Here is a 17,933-nt window from a genome sequence, read left to right as displayed (position 1 = left end):
TACACTAAGCAAAACCCGAATCCTGTTCGCCGAGTCGTCTACACTATAACCGTTCTGATAATGGCTGACTGATCTTAGGGGGCAAGCATGGCGGGCTATCAACAAGATTTTCTGGGCAATGGCATTATCTTGCCCATTCCAAGATTTTCAATCGATCTTTCTCCCGAAGTACACGAAGCCGGAAAAGTATTCGACTACCCCACTTACTCATTGGTGATGAACAGAAGCGCTAACAAGCGCTCACCGGTGATCGTCTGTCTAAACATCGATCAAGATAAATTAAAAAGCACCAGCCGAAGTAACCGTTGGCGAACCGACCCACGTATCGGTGCCGACAATCAATTGGATAACGCCTATTACGCCAACAACCCTTGGGACCGCGGCCATATGGCTCGAAGAACTTCGGCCGCATGGGGTAACACCAAGCGGGATGCGCAGTTTGCGGCCGACGAGACGTTTTTCTATTCAAATAGCTGTCTGCAACACGAAAACCTGAATCAAGACGAATGGGTGGCGCTTGAGGAATGGGTTTACGATTTAAATTTGGACAGCAACGACAAAATCACGTCTTTCTCGGGGCCGTTTTACGGCGATTTCGACCGCAGCGTGCATCCTTCAGGTCGCAGTTTAGCGCTTGTTCCCGCCGGCTTCTTTAAAGTCGCGTGTTTCGTCAACAAAGACACGCAAAAATTGGATGTCCGCGCGTTCGTGATGTATCAGGATGCCGATGCGATCAGGGATAAACGGGGACGCACGGTCTACAACAACGAGCATTATCAAGTCACGATTACTGAAATCGAGCAATTGACCGGGCTCCGCTTCGATGACAGCATCTACCATGCAAATCCGCTGTACTATCGGGAAGACAACACACAACCCGGCGAAAACGTCGTACATGTGCCGGAGCATATCGAAGTCTCAAAGCCCGAAGACATCATTGCCCAAGGCGAAGCCAGGCAAACGCTCCATGACGATATCGTCGATATTTTCATTGCGGCCGCGATGGTCGATCCGGAAGGTCCGGATGCGCATCACGAATGGGTGTCGTTGATCAATTTGGGCAATGAGATAGTCGATATCAGCGGCTGGACGCTGTCCGACAATTCGAACAAAAAATTATTGATCGATAGCGTACTCACCGATCCCACTCGCCGGATCATGAATCCCGGCGAATCTGTAGTCATTAAGGACGTGAGCCCTTTGCAACTCTCGAATAACCAGGATGTTATCATGCTCTGCGACTCTGACGGCGCACGGATCGACAGAGTGACTTACCTCAAACACATGGTGCGTACCGGGAAACCGGTTCTTTTCCTGACGCCGCGTGATACCCTGGAATAAAACTGCACAGGGCCGGATAACATTCAATCATACGGCCTATCGTCAACTTATCCCTAAAAAAGCCAACGCCTTCGCGAAAAGACAGCCTCATGAATAACCCGCCTGATTTTACGCTCTTCTACGACGGCCATTGCCCGATTTGCCAAAAGGAAGTGGCCTGGCTGCGCCGGAAAAACCAAAAGGGCCGCTTGGCTTTCCAGGACATTCAGGACGAAAATTTCGATCCGCAGGTTTACGGCAAGACCTTTGACGACTTCATGGCCGAGATTCATGGGCTTTATCCGGACGGTCGGTTGATAAAAGGCGTCGAGGTATTCTGCGCCGCTTATAGCGCCGTCGGTTTGGGCTGGCTCGCGGCTCCGATGCGCTGGCGATTGTTGAGGCCACTATTCGATCGGCTCTACGCTGGGTTCGCGCGTCATCGCTTGCGCTTGGGGTCGCGGTTTGGCAAAAAAACCTGTGACGAGGATCGCTGCCGGTTTTAAACGGTGCTTTTTAAGCTTGATCGGATTGTAACGGCCGCTTCGCTGTGGAAGGTGACGCCCTCGATCGAGTCGGAAAGACGTTCAATATGGGATGAAGTATCAATAATAGGTGAAATTATCTATGACTGGTTAAACCGAATTCCCGAGCTTAGCCACTATAGCCAGGCAATTCTACCGGAGTTGGCACCGATGGTGGAACGAAATTCGAAACGTTCCAAAAAGACGACCTTAGCCTTTTGTAATCGAATATAAGCACTGCCGTGAAATTTCTTGCTAACGACCGTTTAACTGATAAGTTGATTTTGCAGTGTGATTAATTAAAATTTAACGTCAAAATAATTTTTTAATCATTATAAATCAACAAGGTATACCATTGATACTGCATCATTAACTTGCCACAGGAGTCCGTTCCAAATGAAAAAAACAACCTCAAACTGCATGATAGCTGCTTGGTTAAGTCTCTTGTTTTTTAGTTTTTTTATCAGCAAAATTGGTTTCGCTGCTGACCATGAAGACCAATGTTTCAACGAAGTTCAAGGAAAAATCCCCTGGAATGATGAAAAAAACATGAATTGGCGTGATGATAATATAAAGCAGTTATGCAAAGGCACTACTAAGCCACTTGAGCCAGGCAAATGTTTCTCGAAAGTAAGATCAGAACGGGTGAATTGGGGTAAGGGCAGCCAATGGGAATGGAAAAACATCATCAATTTGTGCGCTGGCACCAATGACGCGGAGAAGACCGTTGAATGCTTTAACAAAGGGATTGCTAGCGGCGCAGATTGGAGGGATGCCATCTTGACCTGTCAACGCAAATTAAGCAGCCAAGGCAAAAGTAATAAACTAGATTGGAATCAATAATTCTTTTTTTCTGATATAGCATCTGGATTTAATTAAGCTGGATAGGCAGTTCAAAAGCCTTTTCCAGCTAGTTAAGGGTTATTCGTAGTACCTTCTTACCTGTTTTTTTCGGGTATTACTGCTTAGCCGCTTTATCCCTGAGGATACAAACTTAGTTCTTTTGTGGATTTAGGGCTAAATTCAAGCGGCGGAGACCATCCAGTAATTGGTCCGCTCAAAGGAATCTCGCCCAGTCGAAGCGCTTAGGATACGGTAAACAACGTACGCCGCAACGACACTCCACCAAACGCAATCAACCACTCAAACCTCCTACCTCAACCGCCCCACCAAATTCGTCACCCTTCTCCCCGACTTCTGCGTCCGCACCGCCATGCCCAAGGCCTTTGGCTCGCAGATCAGCACGACCAACTGTTTACCGCGCGTCACGCCGGTATACACCAGATTCCGCTCCAGCAGCGTGTAATGCTGCATCGCCAGCGGCATCACCACGACCGGGTATTCCGAGCCCTGGCTTTTATGGATGCTGGTGGCGTAGGCCAATGATATTTCATCCAGTTCGTTGAATTCGTATTCGACTTCGCGCTCGTCGAAGCGGATGGTCAGCAGGCTTTCCTCGGTATCGATGCGCTCGATGCGGCCGATATCGCCATTGAACACTTCCTTTTCGTAGTTGTTGATGTTCTGGATCACCTTGTCGCCCGGCGCATAGGTCGTGCCGTATTTGGCGATCTTCGGTTCGCTGTCGCCGTTCAGCCGTGCCTGCAATTCGACGTTCAACGCCCTCGCCCCCAAGCCGCCCCGGTTCATTGGCGTCAGCACCTGGATGTCGTCGATCGGATCGACGCCGAAGCGGATCGGGATGCGCTTTGTGACGATGTGCATCAGTTTCGTGAAAATGGCGTCCGGCGTGTCGGCGTGGAGACAATAAAAGTCGGTCGACTCGGCGTGGTTTTGATTCGGCTTCGGCACCTCGCCCCGGTTGATCTTGTGGGCGTTGACGATGATTTCCGAAGTGGCCGCCTGGCGGAAGATTTCGGTCAGCCGCACCGTGGTTATTTGCCCGGATTCGATGATGTCGGCCAACACAGCCCCCGGCCCGACCGACGGCAATTGATCGACGTCGCCGACGACCAGCACGGCGGCATGATCGGGCACCGCCTTCAGCAATTGGTTCATCAACAACACGTCCATCATCGAGGCCTCGTCGATCACCAACACGGGGTAACACAAGCAGTCGTGTCATTAGCCGCCATTTCGATTATGGCAAATCCAGTCGGGTATTCATATCAAGGTCAAATCGCCCGTACGGATTGATATGTCCCCAAATCAGTGGAGTTAACGCGGCGTAGTCTCGTATTGTCATCTTGTCTTGCCAGTGTGGCTGCGATAACACCTGTTGAATCATTAACGTGTTGATGTAAATCATGCAGTTTTGAATGAGATGCAAAGCAAGCATGCTAATCTCGTGATCTTCCCGGCGATTGCTCGACATTTCACCACGACGAGCAAAGAACACAAAATCAGTTGCGCCATTCCATTGCTCAACCACATTCAGTCCTTCGTGAATTTCCCGGCGCAACGATTCATCGTGCAGATAGCGGCATAGAAAAATAGTCTTAATCGCCTTGCCTAATTCTGCGAATGCCTTGTAAGTGGGATGCTGGACGTTCTTTCGAGTAAATCGCCGTAAGATAGCTTCTGTTTCCGCTGTTCGAAGACGAAGAGCGGTCGTGTATTTAACCATTTGATCATATTGCTGCCGCACGCAATCCCAATCAATCGGTTTTGTTAAAATCTGTTGTAAATTAGGATACGCATCAGCCATGCCAACATCCGGCCGATTTAACTTCTGCGAGTGAATAGCTTTTAGTCTGGGTAGTAACTGAAACCCTAATAAGCGGCAAAAGGCAAACGCAACCGTGCTTTGGCCGTGAGAATCGACATATTGGCGGTCAACTTCCATCTCGGTGCAATGATGGATAACGCCTTCGATCATTGACGCCACTTCCGAAGAGGATGGCGATTTAAGTTGCGAATGGATACACAGTGAATTGCGTTCGACATGCCAGTAAATCATGATGCCGCGGCCACCATAACGAACATGCCATTGTGTGGTTAGATTCTGATCCCATGCGCCGAAATGCTTGGAGTCGGATGCACAAGCCGTAGTACCGTCACCCCATATTGCCGGATTACGCGCATGTAACGTACCATCGGCGACAATAGCGATCGCGCGGCGCATAGCGTCAACGCCAATATAACGGCGACGAACATAAGCCAAGTCTCTTGCCGTTGTGCCGGAATCAAGCCCGGCCATGCGCTGTAAGCCCGCATTGGTGCCAAGACCGTGCAGGCAAAGTAATAATCGTGGCTGCAACACTGACCGATCCATCGTTTCATAGGAGGTTGGACTTTTCAATACGTCTGTAAAACTTAGCCGCAGATCGGTTTCCTTTACGACATCGAGCAAACTGGTCATCGGCCACAGCGCATTAAGTTCGGCTTTGAGCGTTGCCAAATTGGGCGGTTCGGGCTGGGCGTCCAACGGTGTTAAGATGATCCAGCCGTTATTTTTGTCGCTTAGTCGAACGTAAGGATTCTTTTTCAGGCTAATGTCGAAGGCGTTTAATGCTTCGCGCATTTCGGCCTGTAAAGTGGTGATGAACTGCTCCGCATCGAGCGGCAGATTTAACGCTTGATAGTGATCCTCACGGTTCTCATTAAAATCGGTAGGCAGGTCTTCATCGGGATTGCGGTAACGGTTTGCACCGACCACCCAAATTTCCTTGCAGCGCAGCCGTTCGCGTAACGCTTCAAGCACAGCAATTTCATAAGTGATGCGATTGACGCGATCCCGGTCGGCGGCGTCCTTTTCCATCACAGCCTCACGCCATAATCCACGCACTACGCCATCAAGCGGTACATTTTCATCGGCCGGAAAGGTATGTACTTTGGAGTCTGTAAAACGTTTTACCAATTCAAGCGCATCCATCACCGGACGGTGAAGGTCATTGTTGCTCCGAAATTCCAGGGCGCCAAGCAAAGTAGGCACCATGCGGCGATAGTGGCCCTTATACGAATTACGAATCACGGTGCGTAGCGTAATCCGGTAGGTCGGGCCAGTGGCTTTCCATTCTTTAACCAAATCACGTAGGGTTTGTTCGCCGACTACAGGAAATACTACATCGCGCACCACCCCATCGGGTTGGGCAAGCGTAGCATCTGCCAGTTCGAACAATAGGTTTTGTTTGCCGGAAACGCGCTTAAGGTCTTCCAACAATTCCCGCTCGACTTTACGCTCTGCCCGTGCGCCGATCTTATGAATGGTTTCAATCAGCAAATCCACAAGATCATCGGTCAAACTGCGGGCACGCAAATAAACGAATGCTGCCAGCCAAGTAATACGTACAGCATCGGGATGTCTGCGTAAATCGCGGGGCACTTCGACGGAAACGCGTTTACGGCAACGTTCCAAATCGAGCGGTGAAACCTTATCGAATAAATCGGCCGGCAAACCGATTTTCCGGATGATTTCTAATTTAGCTAATTCGTCTTGCATGCTGGCAAGGTTTGGGCGACCAGGATTGCCTAGCAGCTTCAATAAGAGCGCCGGCGCACTGCTAGTAACACCTTCTTGGTCGTTATTCTCGCCGTCGCCCTTCTCCGGTCGCAACAAGGCGTCTAAGTTTTCGCGCTGTTTGGGCGAAAGACGCTCATAGACAGTATGATGGAAACGGTCCTCGTGAGCACGTAATGCGCTACGTGCAATACGTTCCATTCGATCAGGCGTAGGCGGTTCAATGGAAAGCTCGCGGCAGTGTGCTTCCAATCAAGCCATCATGGATTCGATATCGCCAGCCACTTCGCCGGCCACATGATCGCGTAGTCGTTCGGCAGTACGACCCGTCAGGATAACCTCGCCATCTATTGGAATCGGTACCTCCAACTGCTGGCTTAATAAAGCTATACCTTGTGTTTCGATTTCGGATTCATCGCGCGGGAACCTACCGCGTTCGCGGAAGAAAGTCAGCAGAATAGCAAAGCCTAACCGGTTTGCTCGGTTCTTGGACATGACCAGAGAACGTTCGGCGGGTGTCAATATCCACTGATCTTTCTCGCTGCTATTGTCCATTACGCCGGTATGGAGTCAGATTTGAATCAGGCCAGCCGATGCGAGCCAAGGTGTCAATCAGCGTGGTTCGTTTGACCTCAAAATTACGACAGACGGCAGCTTTCGACATGCCGTTGTTTAAGGCTTCAAGAATAGCATCGAGTTTTTCCCCAGTAATCGCCGGTGGACGACCACCAACCCGACCGCGTTTTTTGGCCGCTTCAAGACCGGCCACTACGCGTTCTTGAATCAAAGCCCGTTCGTACTGAGCCAAGGCACCAAACACATGAAACAATAATTCACCGGAAGGCGTAGTGGTGTCCATCCCTTCAGTCAGTGAACGGAAAGCGACTTGTTTCTCTTTGAGCGTATTGATGATGGAAAGCAGATGAGATAACGACCGACCCAACCGATCCAATTTCCACACGACCAGCACATCGCCCGGTCGGACAAAGTCCAGCGCTTTGGTCAATCCGGCACGGTCATCTTTGGCCCCTGACGCTCGGTCTTCAAAAAGATGTCGGACATCGACACCGGCAGCCAGCAAAGCATCGCGTTGCAAATCGGTGCTTTGCCGATCGGATTCAGAAGACACCCGCATATAACCCACTAACATAGACGGAAAACCCTAGCTTTGATGTTTCCGTATCATACCACTTCCCGACAGGGTTTTTCGTTTATTTTTTGGGGGGAGTTGTGTAGGATTTTAAGCTCGGCGTGAGAGCTGTCGGAAAACAGATGTTTTCTGAGCCTATCACTCCATGGAAGCCTATCGAGTCAATGAATACCTTTCCTTATAGCCGCGAGCAATTAGTCAGTGCTGCCAAATTTTCAGAGAGTGATTTAGAAATCATCAAGCAACGCCGCTATGAGTATACGCAACTTGGTTTTGGTTATCAGTTAGCCTATGTCCGGCTCCTGAATCGATTTCCTGCTCAAAATCCGTTGGAAATCTATGAAGAAATTCTAACCTTTGTGTCACTACAATTAAGGATTGCCGAGCAGTACGTTACACAATATGAAAAACGCCAACCGACTATTTCCGAACACCAAGAAATCATTCGTCGCTACCTGGGGTTCCGCTTATTCAGTTCCGCAGTGGTCGAGGCGGAAGCCTTTGTGTTCAAGTTGTCCTATAGCCTTGAGCAGACCGGAGCTTTGACGGTTCAGTTGCGAGATTTTCTAAAAAAACATCAGATTCTGGAACCCTCGCAAGATACATTACAACGCATCATCCAAACCCAGCGACAAGCCGCTAGAATCGCGATCTATGACCAAATATTACAAGCTTTACCCGTTGCAATACGTCAGTCTCTCGACAAATTGTTGATAACAGAGAATAGTACCCATTCACCGCTACACACACTCAAACAACCTCCTGTTAACCCTTCTCCTGCGGCGTTCAATGCCTTAACCACAAAACTCGAAATCATCCAACAGACAGGCATTTTATCGGTTGATATGACGTGGCTTAACAATAATTTTCAACGCAGTTTGGCCCGTTATGCCCGGCAATGTTCAACCTTCCGTCTGCAACAGTTAAAAGAAGAACGCCGTTACGCCGTGTTGGTTTGTTTTCTGTCTCAGTTGTACCAGGACACTTTTGATGCAATGGTGGAAATGTATGACAAACTGGTAAACAAAATATACAACCGGGCGGACAGTGAAATTAATGACTTCCTGAAAAAGCGACGCCGCCAAGTCCGCACATCATTAGCCCGTTACAAAACTATCCTTGATGTGCTGCTGAGCGATAATATTTCACAAGCTGACGTTCGACAAACAATTTTTGGCAGGATCGATTTACAGATATTAAAAGCAGAGCAAGAAGAACTCGATACGCTGTTAAGCAGCAAATATCATGATGCGTTCAACCGAGTAGTGGCTAGGTTTAGTTATATACGCCAGTTTACACCTGCTTTATTCAAACATCTTCAGCTCCAGGCTGAAACCGAGGATGAATTCTCTGATGGTTTGCTGGAAGCGATCAATATGCTTAATCAGATGAATACTGAAGGTCGTTATAAATTGCCTGATGATGCGCCAATTGATTTTATTCCTAAAAAGCTCCGCACAATGGTAATCCAAGATGATAGACCCAAAAAGTCCGCCTGGGAATGTGCTTTGTTGACCGTTGTTCGTGACCAAATAAAATCAGGTAATCTCTCGGTTCAGCACAGCAAGCGGTTTGCCACGCTAGACACGTTTTTTATTCCCTCTTCTGAGTGGGCAACCAAACGCAAAGCCTTTTTTGGTCGCTCTGGGTTACCTGCCGATCCAGGAGATATTGCGCCTTATCTGACCAAACGACTCAATCATGCCTATGACGACTTTCTGCAGAGCCTACCGAAAAATGAATATGCACAGCTGGATAGCCAGGGTTGGCAAATTACGTCTGATCCAGGCGAAAAACTCGATAGTGGCACCGACAGTCGTCTTAATTCGCTAAAAGCCTGGTTAGGTCAACACATTCGCACCATCAAACTTCCGGACCTATTGATTGAGGTGGATAACGAATTACAGTTTTCACGTCACTTCATGGCAGAAGCGGATAAAGAGCATCCCGCTGCGCAGCAAGTGTGTGAAATCTTAGCCGCTATCATGGCCCATGCCAGCGAAATCGGCACTTACACGATGGCTCAGATTATCGATGGCATCAGCTACCACCGCCTCAAGCAAATCAGTGACTGGCAGTTGCATGAGGAGAATCAGCGCAGCTCACTGGCCAAGGTGGTCAACGCTATCAGTAATCTGGATATTACCCAAGCCTGGGGCAAAGGAAAAACATCCAGTAGTGATGGACAACGGTTTGCATTACGCCGCAAAGTGCTAACGCAGACTTATAGCCATGCTTTCAATGATTTTGCCGTCGAGTTTTACAGCTTTGTGGCCGATAATTATGCGCCTTATTTCAGTTTGCTGCATGAATGCGCTGACCGGGATGCGCCATTTGTGCTCGATGGCCTACTTTACAACGAAAGTGATCTCAATATCGAAGAGCATTACACGGATTCCCATGGGTTTACTGATATCAATTTTGCAGCCTTTGCTATGCTTGGCAAACGCTTTGTCCCAAGAATCAAGGGACTAAAAAATTACGCAATCTTTCGTGTTGATACTGAAAAAGATTATGGCCCACTCAGCGTTCTGCTCAATAAAAAAGACCGCACCCTGCATCTGGACTGGATCGTTGAACAGTGGGATCGCATGGGGCATTTTTATGCCTCGCTGGAATGTGGTCATGTCACCGCGTCCACAGCCTTAAGGCGGCTCAACGGTTTTAGCGGAAAAAATCATTTTTATCGGGCAAACCGAGAACTGGGACGGCTGTTCCGTACAGAACATACACTTTCTTTTATGTCTGATCCGGCACTGCGTCGCCGTAATCGCCGTGGATTGCTCAAAGGTGAACAGATTCATGCTCTGGCACGAGATATCAAATTGGGTAAGCGTGGCAGAGTCAACAAACGTGACTTGTTAGAACAGCGGCACTCCTGTAGCTGCCTAACGTTAGTTATGGCCTGTATTATCTACTGGCAGGCCAAAGAAATTAACCGTGTCATTCAGGATCATATGCCAGAGGATGACAGCATCGACATCTCGTTGATCCAGCATATTAGCCCTATTTCTTGGGAAAATATCATCCTCTATGGAGATTACATCTTAAATCGAGCGAAAATTAAACTGGACTAGCGTATATTTACGGATGATTATGCACAGTACCCTATGTGCAGCGGCTTTGCCGAAACCATGATGTAAGCTGGCTTTAAAGCCTCTACCTCGCTCGCAATCTTTGCATAATTTCCATGATTTAAAACAAGCTTTCAAATACATCAAAAAGGAGCAATATCAGCGTTTATTCCAGTCGAAGTCATCAGGCGTATCGAATGCTCACTTTTTATCGACATGGCGGATAAATTTCGCATGATTGTTTCCCTGTTGTGAACTATTTTAAGTAGAAAAAGCTATCTGTAGTGCTGAAGGTTGGTTTCTGAATTGAATAACAGAAAATCGCTCCCTGAAGTTTGCAAAAATTATGACAAGCTTTTTATCTGGCTGCCTTGCTAAATCCGCTTGATTCCTAATGTCAACTATTCGAAACCAAAACACTGTGCATAAAAGGAAACTTCACATAAGGGTCGTTATGCAAAGCTTTGCATAACGGCCAAAACCCGCCATACAAAACAAAAGTACGAATGGCAAATATCCAGCCAAAAGCAGGCGTTGGATTTGGTGAGTTTACTGACAGCACCAATCGCGAACGATGCGTGTCACGCCGTTCAGCACATTTTATGACTTTATCAGGCTCAATCACTTTCCAAATAGCCTTGTCAAACCGAAGGCACCGCCATCTTTAGCTTGTGCCAAAAATCCACTTTCCTCGCTTCGGGACATCTGCCGTAAGAATTCAACTTGTAGTTCCGCATATGCAGCGGGCGTTTCCGTATTCAGCCTAAGAATGGGAAGCAACTTGGCCACATTAACGCGACTCTTCGCAAGAACTTCGAGATGTTTGTAAGACTGATAATTTCTCCAACAGGCAAAGATGAATAAGGCAAGAGTCACTCCAAATGTTAATCGAGGAAAGAGTGCGTACAGCAGGTACCAAGATCCCGCGTCTGCAGGTTTCTTCGATGAGATATCTGCTAGAAAAACTGGCAGACTCGTCGTAGCATCCCAAACTATCCAGAAGAACCCGGCAAGAATCACAAGACACGAGATCAACCATATGGTTGAGTTTCTACCATATTTTGAACAGTCCCTAATGAATTCGGCGTGTAATGAGTCTACCGCTTGATCGTTGACATATTGTCGAAGTACGGAACCAGCATCCTGCAGCATTTTTACTACTTTGTTTAATTCTTCGATATTTTTTATCAGCCCGTTGTAATGCTCTGTCAGTGCACCTTTTCCTCCCCACTCTAGGACTTTCTGTGAGATACGGTCAACGAAGTGGCCGGATAGCTCATAAAGTTTGTCGCGTTGTACCGAATTTTTGTCTTTGACGTAGCCGAACGCCTCACCACGAAATTTAATTAGCGAAATCTGTGCCTGATGTAGTTCTATGCCTCGAACTATCAGATCAGGATTTCCACGGTTTAGCTCCCATGTCGTCTGTACAGCGTTCTCCATCATTGAAACGTTGGCAGCAACAACGGGATCCTCGAGAATCTCAGGTTGGCTCCCTAAGGCAGTCTTAAATTCGTCAAACGACTTTTTCACCTCTTCAATCGTCGTCTGCTCATTTTTTGCTGCAGCGCTATTCGGATCACTACCCATTTCATTCTCCTTCGGTACCAAAATAGATTGTGATTTTCTGTTCTTCGCATGAACAATAGCAATTGTTCATGCGAAAAGAAGTAACAATCCGCAACAATTTAATTCATTATTTATCAATAAATTGCTCAAAATTAAAATGAAAAATTCGTAGCACAGTATCATTAACTGTACGGTCACAAATTCTGTTAGTCAGCGCATCTCCGAGTAGCGATAGCGTATCGGAGGATATTGTTGGTCTCAAAATATGCAGTTACGCAAGCTATTCGCACCTATGTTTTGATCGACAGCTTATTGTCATTTCTTGTCATTGCAAGTTAAACCCTATTTGGCAGCAATGGGTCGGTTGAACTCAGTGACGACTGGCCGCTTTCGGGAGTCAGAATTTCATTGACCGCTTTCCGGCGATGAATCTGAAGATAAGACGGTCCCTTGGCGATCCTAAATTGCCGGTGACTTGGCCAAATTTAATGACAAAAATTCATCCGTAATCAGTCAGTCCGCACTATTATCGCGTCTCAAGTTCACCTCCTAAAAATTTCAGTATCAAACTGGATTGGAGTATGACGAGAATCACAGTTCACAATGATTTTTTGCAATAGTATTTCGAAAGTTTAATCAGTTAGGATAACAAATGAGTTACGAAGTATTAGCGTTGGCATGCGAGCAATTACCTTATCGAGACAAGCTGCGTCTTGCTCAGTTGCTAATACAATTAGCAAGAAAAGAGGAAGAAGAGCTTCATCCTGAAAAAAGAGCACCAGAACCGAAAAAAGCCGAAAGCACTAATGGCAAAGAACAAAATAACGATACCTTAACTTATGTTGTAGAGAGGCTTTTAAAGTCTAAGCCACAAAAAAAGGCCGCACTACAAAACTTTATCAAAGCAATGTATCAATTTAAGGGAGCGCTTTCAGATGCTGATGCCGAAAAAATAATTAATGAGTTACAAAAAGGAAAAGTAATCAAAATTGATGGTTTAAAGGTAACCTATTTATAAATTAGCTCGGTAGGCTACCATTAATCACATTATGCTAGTCTGTAGGACAGTCTGTTTCTTTTGAGAATATCCAAGAATAACGTGGACATTTTTCAATCCCCTTTATCAAACTTCTAGCAGATTTCCATAAAATACCAGCAACTGCATCATAAGTTGCTCTCTGGTCATGTTTGTTTAATTTATCAACGATAAAATCTAAGCTAAGCTGCAATTCTCTAACTATATGATTATAAATTAAAATAAAAAATCATTGTGTTTTCTGACCGAATATCCAGCCTTCCACAGATTTCACAGTCGCATCATTAGGTAAGCCATCATCACGAACACCCAAAACGACTGAAAGCATGCCGAGAAGCCCAACAAATGCGTCAAACTGATCCTCGCCAATTACAGTTTCTCCAAATCCATCTGAGATTGCCGATTCAACTTGGCTGATGTCGATTTCCATCTCCTTGGCACATTGTCTGATTGCCGGAGCCCTACTGACCCTACCAAGTCTATTACGTTTACTCCAGCCTCGGCCAGGTGCACCGATGCCCAATTGTACACAGGCGTCGCCCGGATAAGTCTCGACAATAATAGCTGATTTTATTTCAGTCAATCTATCGAGTTGAACATCAAATGGCCAAATAGCCACTTCCGATCTTATTGAATTAATGGTTGGGACTAAGATTTCTCGCCAACCAGTAATGGCTGCTTTTCCTACTTGGTTCCCGCCCAATGTCCAGAACAGTGAACATGCATTATTCCGATCCTCATTGCCGAGCTCACATCGTCTCAGAAGATTCATGATTTCAGAAACACCTATGCCAGCAAGCAAATGGCTCTGGGTCGCTTGACCACGATGGATACACCTTTGGGGATAAAATGGCCTGTAAACGGTAACATCTTCAGGACGTTCTGCTACTTTGTAAAAATCCTTCCATAGCCCTTTTCCGAATTCAGGCAGCACATCCATGAATCGGTTAAATCCTGCCAAATCAGCATAAGCCTTAGGAACACCAATCGGGAAATCAAACCCAAGAATAACGCCATGGTCGTTGGCCTGTCGTAATGATGTTACTACCAGAGATTCTGGTTTTTGTACCGGGACTGGAGCCGAGACACGATAAGTGTTGCTATCAAGTATCGCAGAACAGATCCATCGTTTATACGGGTCTTTGCTCCAATCTGCATGAACAATCAATTTTGGAAGCATTCTTAAGTCTTATCCCATTAAATAAGTTGCCAGTTTATAAGCATCAAAAAGTTGGTGCAAAATATAACCTCTGAACAGAACAAGTTCACCAAAGCTATAACTGACGTGTCGGCTACATGTCATAAAACCTACACTTTCCGAAGTGAGCATCCGTGCGCTTATTGGGCGGTTGGCGAGGTCTCCAATGGCCGCTTTGTAGACTTCCAGTTCGAAGAATCTGAATTTGCCTGACTGGCCGGTTTGGAGAAAGTCGTATGACGAGTTTGGGTCGTTTGCAAACCTTCGAGCCAGGAACACATGAGGTTATCCGCTATTGCCCATCTTCGCACGAATCCTTAAGGTCACCCTAATTAATAACCCGCTTCTTTCTGGTGTCGAAAGGCAAGTACATAAAGAGCATTATCATCCGGTTCATAGCGATAGAGTGCCACAAAACCGGAATCGCCGAATGGAATGAGTAATTCACGTAATTCTGGAAGATCTTCCCACGGCCTGCCGATTTCGGGTTCTGTTTCTAGGCGCTCAAATCGCTGTGCAATTGCCCGCGCGGCTCTTGCCGCGGCCAAAGGATTTTTTTCGGCTAAAAAGAGGCGACAGCGTTCCAAACCTTGAGCCGCCCCTTCGGTAATAATTATTCGTGGCACTCAGGGCTCTCTTGCTCATGCTCTGTACCCCAGGTGCTCAGCCAATGACGCGCTTCTTGGCCCGTTAGATGTTTGCCCGTTTCTTGGTAAGCCTGCCAAGCTGACAAGGCTTCTTGTTTGAAACTTTCTCGGGCTTCTTCGCGTTCAACATAGTCGCGAATGGCTTCGCGCATAATCCAATGCGATGATCGATTCCTCAGATCAGCCAGATGCTGAACTCGATTCTTCAAGTCCGCATCGAGTTTAACAGATGTTGCCATAGTGATCGCCTCGTTAGTAAAAGGTAGTACTTTTAAATACTCTAGCATAAGGAGGTGGCATTTTTCCAATGAAATGTCAGCGAAGCTTTAGCTTGGGCTCCGCCCACTTTACGTCCTATAATGTATTTTATAGGACCTAAAAACACGCCCCCAAAATCCTGCCTCATTTGCACCACTATATAAGGTATAAATACCATGACCGACTTGTTGCTCAAAAATCCGGAACGCGCACTGACCGCGAAACAATTTCAGCAGTTATCCGACGTGCCGCCGGAACTCGAATGGTTTGCCAACATCAGTTCCGAGAAAACCCGAAAAGCTTACCAGAATGACATTCGCGATTTCGCGCAATTTGTCGGCATCAGCCAACCGGCTGAGTTTCGTATCGTCACCCGGTCCCATGTCATTGCCTGGCGAAAAACCATTGAAGAGAAAAAATTCTCCGACGCCACCATCCGCCGCAAGCTCTCTGCTCTGTCTTCCTTATTTGAGTATTTATGTGAGAAAAACGCCGTGACCCATAATCCGGTCAAAGGCGTGAAGCGACCCATGGCCAATAACAATGAAGGCAAAACCCCAGCCTTGAGTAACGACCAGGCTCGACTGCTATTGGAAGCGCCGCCGGAAGACACGGTAAAAGGGCAACGCGATCGGGCGATTTTAGCCGCTCTGCTCTATCATGGTCTGCGCCGGCAGGAACTGTGCAATCTGAGTGTCAAAGATTATCAACGAAGATCCGGCGTGATGATGTTCCATGTCCACGGCAAACGGAAAAAAGAACGCTTCGTGCCGGTGGAACCGAAAACTCAACGCTTAATCGCCGAATATCTGCAAACGTCTGGTCATAGTGCAGATCTGGAAGGCGCTTTGTTTCGGCCGGTGAAAAACAACTCGACTGGAGATCTCACTAAACCGCTCAATCCGCGTTCGGTGTATCGGGATGTGGTCATGTGTTACGCCAAACAGGTTGGCATCACGCTCGATACCCACGGATTTTGCGTGCACTCGCTTCGCGCGACCGCCGCCACTAATGCGCTCGATCATAAAGCCGATATCGCCAAAGTTCAGGAATGGCTGGGCCATGCTAATGTTTCGACCACTCGGCTGTACGATAAACGGCATAGTCGACCGGAAGATAGCCCGAGTTTTAAGGTGGAGTATTAGGGGGAATACAAGCAGTCGTGTTACCAGCCGCCATTTAAAACTGTCGGACGTCGGATAGCAGGGTAGAACCGCAATACGAACCGAAACAGCAATGTGCCCAACAACGATTCGCCCCTAACTTTGGTGGATCTGGAATTCCATTTTTCTAAAACCGATTGACGCTCGGTTAAATAATGAGAATAATAGCTTGCTGTGTGTAATGGGAAATTTTGCTGTTCATGAAAATTATTCAACGCCCTTATTTGGGGGAACTGGAAATGGCGGTGCTCGAATATCTTTGGGCCAACGGCACATTTGACGCGAATGGAGTACATGCCGCGTTAGGCAGGTCGCGCGGAATTTCCCACAATACCATTCAGTCGACGCTGGAACGACTGTACAAGAAAAAACTGTTGACCCGACAAAAAGTGAGTCGTGCCTATGTCTATCAGACTTCGGTCAGTCGGGATGAGTTGATGGGACGAATGATCACCGATGTCGTCCACACGCTGGTAGACGATGATGCCGACAGTATGTTGGCGGCATTCGTCGACATTGCCGCGCGCAGCGATGAAGCGCATCTGGAGCGATTGGAACAACTGATCAGCGAATACCGTTCCAACCGCTGTCATAAGTCGACTTCATGAGCCTGCATTTTCTTCAATCTGGGATTTTGGCAACGTTCTTTTCCGGCGGCCTACTGTCGCTGCTGTCGGCCATCGGCTATCCCAGTTTCCGTCGGCATTTATTGCCGCTGCCCTGTCATTTTCGTGCCAAGGTGTTGGCTGTCACACTGTGCGGTCCCCTTTTGCTGGGCCTTTTGATCACATTATTCGGTTTGTTGCCCTCCTGGATGGCGAGTCACGACGAGGCGACGGAACATTGCGCCACGCATGCGAACAGCATGGCTCATTTATGCTGGTTTGATCCGCTCGTACACCTGTCCGATCAGTTTTGGACGATCGGCGCCGGTTTAATGGTCGGTGTCGTGAGTTACGGCTTGGTCGCCGCGCTCCGTTTTTGGTTGCGGATTCGGCGATTTCAGGCCGCGCTCAATTTGATCAGTGAATACGATGCGCGGCATCGAGTTTACCGGATCGACAGTGAACGGGCTTTCGTCTTCGCGGCCGGATTGTTTGCGCCCCGTGTGTTTATATCTTCGCACTTGATTGAGCAACTGTCCGGCCCGCAATTGGCTGTGGTGCTCGCGCATGAACGATCTCATTGCCGACGGCGCGATATGTTATGGCGCTTGTGTTTAAGCATTGCCAGTCTATTGCATTTTTCCGCCACGCGTAGACAGTTGCTCCGGGATTTGGAATTGGCGCAGGAACAAATCTGTGATACTGAAGCAGTGCAGTGTGTAAGCGACCGTCTGTTAGTCGCCGAAACCCTGATTAAAATCGTCCGGCAACTCAATCTCAGCATGCCGGAAGCCAATCCAGCGATTAGCGCCTTTAATGGCAGTCACATCGAGCTCCGTATTCGGCAATTGTTGGAACAACCCGAACCGTTACCCCGCACGACGGTCTGGTTGAGTGCGTTGCTGTTCGGCTTGCTATTATCCGGCGTCGTCAGTCTGACGATGCCGCTGCATCATCTGCTTTAACCCC

16 protein-coding genes are annotated in these 17,933 nt (G+C 47.6%); 8 read left to right on the top strand and 8 right to left on the bottom strand.

Going from position 1 to position 17,933, the window contains the following annotated elements; translation table 11 throughout:
• Positions 1-87: 87 nt before the first annotated feature.
• The 3 genes from ACRJJO_RS04905 to ACRJJO_RS04895 all read left to right on the top strand — a co-directional run bounded on the left by ACRJJO_RS04905 (position 88) and on the right by ACRJJO_RS04895 (position 2,687).
• The gene (locus ACRJJO_RS04905) at positions 88-1,341 is read left to right on the top strand and encodes a DNA/RNA non-specific endonuclease (protein ID WP_431064783.1); all 1,254 of its coding nucleotides are present in this window, start codon (positions 88-90) and stop codon (positions 1,339-1,341) included.
• Between the two features lie 89 nt (positions 1,342-1,430).
• Positions 1,431-1,826 (top strand): thiol-disulfide oxidoreductase DCC family protein, encoded by a 396-nt coding sequence (locus tag ACRJJO_RS04900; protein WP_431064782.1) that lies wholly within the window; start codon positions 1,431-1,433, stop codon positions 1,824-1,826.
• A gap of 414 nt (positions 1,827-2,240) precedes the next feature.
• Positions 2,241-2,687 (top strand): hypothetical protein, encoded by a 447-nt coding sequence (locus ACRJJO_RS04895; protein ID WP_431064781.1) that lies wholly within the window; start codon positions 2,241-2,243, stop codon positions 2,685-2,687.
• Positions 2,688-2,996: 309 nt separating this feature from the next.
• On the opposite strand, the gene ACRJJO_RS04890 is transcribed toward ACRJJO_RS04895, so the two are convergent.
• The 4 genes from ACRJJO_RS04890 to ACRJJO_RS04875 are packed head-to-tail and all read right to left on the bottom strand — an operon-like array spanning position 2,997 to position 7,414.
• A complete protein-coding gene (locus tag ACRJJO_RS04890) occupies positions 2,997-3,899 on the bottom strand; it encodes an ATP-dependent DNA helicase (protein ID WP_431064835.1) in 903 nt (300 codons plus the stop codon).
• 46 nt (positions 3,900-3,945) lie between these two features.
• The gene (locus ACRJJO_RS04885) at positions 3,946-6,516 is read right to left on the bottom strand and encodes a Tn3 family transposase (RefSeq protein WP_431064780.1); all 2,571 of its coding nucleotides are present in this window, start codon (positions 6,514-6,516) and stop codon (positions 3,946-3,948) included.
• Positions 6,517-6,819: a DUF4158 domain-containing protein gene (locus ACRJJO_RS04880; RefSeq protein ID WP_431064779.1), complete on the bottom strand. Its 303-nt coding sequence runs from the start codon at positions 6,817-6,819 to the stop codon at positions 6,517-6,519.
• Complete coding sequence (locus tag ACRJJO_RS04875) at positions 6,809-7,414, bottom strand: recombinase family protein (protein ID WP_431064778.1); 606 nt, start codon at positions 7,412-7,414, stop codon at positions 6,809-6,811. Before ACRJJO_RS04875 ends, ACRJJO_RS04880 begins: the two co-directional genes overlap by 11 nt.
• A gap of 164 nt (positions 7,415-7,578) precedes the next feature.
• Here ACRJJO_RS04875 and ACRJJO_RS04870 point away from each other — a divergent pair, with 164 nt between their 5' ends.
• Complete coding sequence (locus tag ACRJJO_RS04870) at positions 7,579-10,491, top strand: Tn3 family transposase (RefSeq protein WP_431064777.1); 2,913 nt, start codon at positions 7,579-7,581, stop codon at positions 10,489-10,491.
• A gap of 618 nt (positions 10,492-11,109) precedes the next feature.
• Here ACRJJO_RS04870 and ACRJJO_RS04865 read toward each other — a convergent pair.
• The gene (locus ACRJJO_RS04865; RefSeq protein WP_431064776.1) at positions 11,110-12,078 is read right to left on the bottom strand and encodes a hypothetical protein; all 969 of its coding nucleotides are present in this window, start codon (positions 12,076-12,078) and stop codon (positions 11,110-11,112) included.
• 631 nt (positions 12,079-12,709) lie between these two features.
• On the opposite strand from ACRJJO_RS04865, the gene ACRJJO_RS04860 reads away from it, so the two are divergent.
• Complete coding sequence (locus tag ACRJJO_RS04860; RefSeq protein WP_431064775.1) at positions 12,710-13,075, top strand: hypothetical protein; 366 nt, start codon at positions 12,710-12,712, stop codon at positions 13,073-13,075.
• 247 nt (positions 13,076-13,322) lie between these two features.
• On the opposite strand, the gene ACRJJO_RS04855 is transcribed toward ACRJJO_RS04860, so the two are convergent.
• From ACRJJO_RS04855 to ACRJJO_RS04845, 3 genes are all read right to left on the bottom strand, one after another.
• Positions 13,323-14,273 carry a hypothetical protein gene (locus ACRJJO_RS04855; RefSeq protein WP_431064774.1) on the bottom strand — a complete coding sequence of 317 codons (951 nt, stop codon included), beginning with the start codon at positions 14,271-14,273 and terminating at the stop codon, positions 13,323-13,325.
• Between the two features lie 350 nt (positions 14,274-14,623).
• Positions 14,624-14,917: a type II toxin-antitoxin system RelE/ParE family toxin gene (locus ACRJJO_RS04850; protein WP_431064773.1), complete on the bottom strand. Its 294-nt coding sequence runs from the start codon at positions 14,915-14,917 to the stop codon at positions 14,624-14,626.
• Positions 14,905-15,177 (bottom strand): CopG family ribbon-helix-helix protein, encoded by a 273-nt coding sequence (locus ACRJJO_RS04845; RefSeq protein ID WP_017842796.1) that lies wholly within the window; start codon positions 15,175-15,177, stop codon positions 14,905-14,907. Before ACRJJO_RS04845 ends, ACRJJO_RS04850 begins: the two co-directional genes overlap by 13 nt.
• A 195-nt stretch (positions 15,178-15,372) precedes the next feature.
• On the opposite strand from ACRJJO_RS04845, the gene ACRJJO_RS04840 reads away from it, so the two are divergent.
• The 3 genes from ACRJJO_RS04840 to ACRJJO_RS04830 all read left to right on the top strand — a co-directional run bounded on the left by ACRJJO_RS04840 (position 15,373) and on the right by ACRJJO_RS04830 (position 17,929).
• Entirely contained in the window at positions 15,373-16,341 is a 969-nt protein-coding gene (locus tag ACRJJO_RS04840; protein ID WP_431064772.1) for a tyrosine-type recombinase/integrase, read from the top strand.
• A 218-nt stretch (positions 16,342-16,559) separates the two neighbouring features.
• On the top strand, positions 16,560-16,967 hold the full coding sequence (locus ACRJJO_RS04835; protein WP_431064771.1) for a BlaI/MecI/CopY family transcriptional regulator: 408 nt from the start codon (positions 16,560-16,562) through the stop codon (positions 16,965-16,967).
• The gene (locus ACRJJO_RS04830; RefSeq protein WP_431064770.1) at positions 16,964-17,929 is read left to right on the top strand and encodes a M56 family metallopeptidase; all 966 of its coding nucleotides are present in this window, start codon (positions 16,964-16,966) and stop codon (positions 17,927-17,929) included. The genes ACRJJO_RS04835 and ACRJJO_RS04830 overlap by 4 nt, the downstream gene beginning before the upstream one ends.
• The last annotated feature ends 4 nt before the right edge of the window (positions 17,930-17,933 follow it).

Source organism: Methylotuvimicrobium sp. (assembly GCF_050611805.1).
Classification (GTDB): domain Bacteria; phylum Pseudomonadota; class Gammaproteobacteria; order Methylococcales; family Methylomonadaceae; genus Methylotuvimicrobium.
The sequence above is the reverse complement of the archived record's forward strand: the minus strand, read 5'-3'. Positions and strand labels throughout refer to the sequence as shown.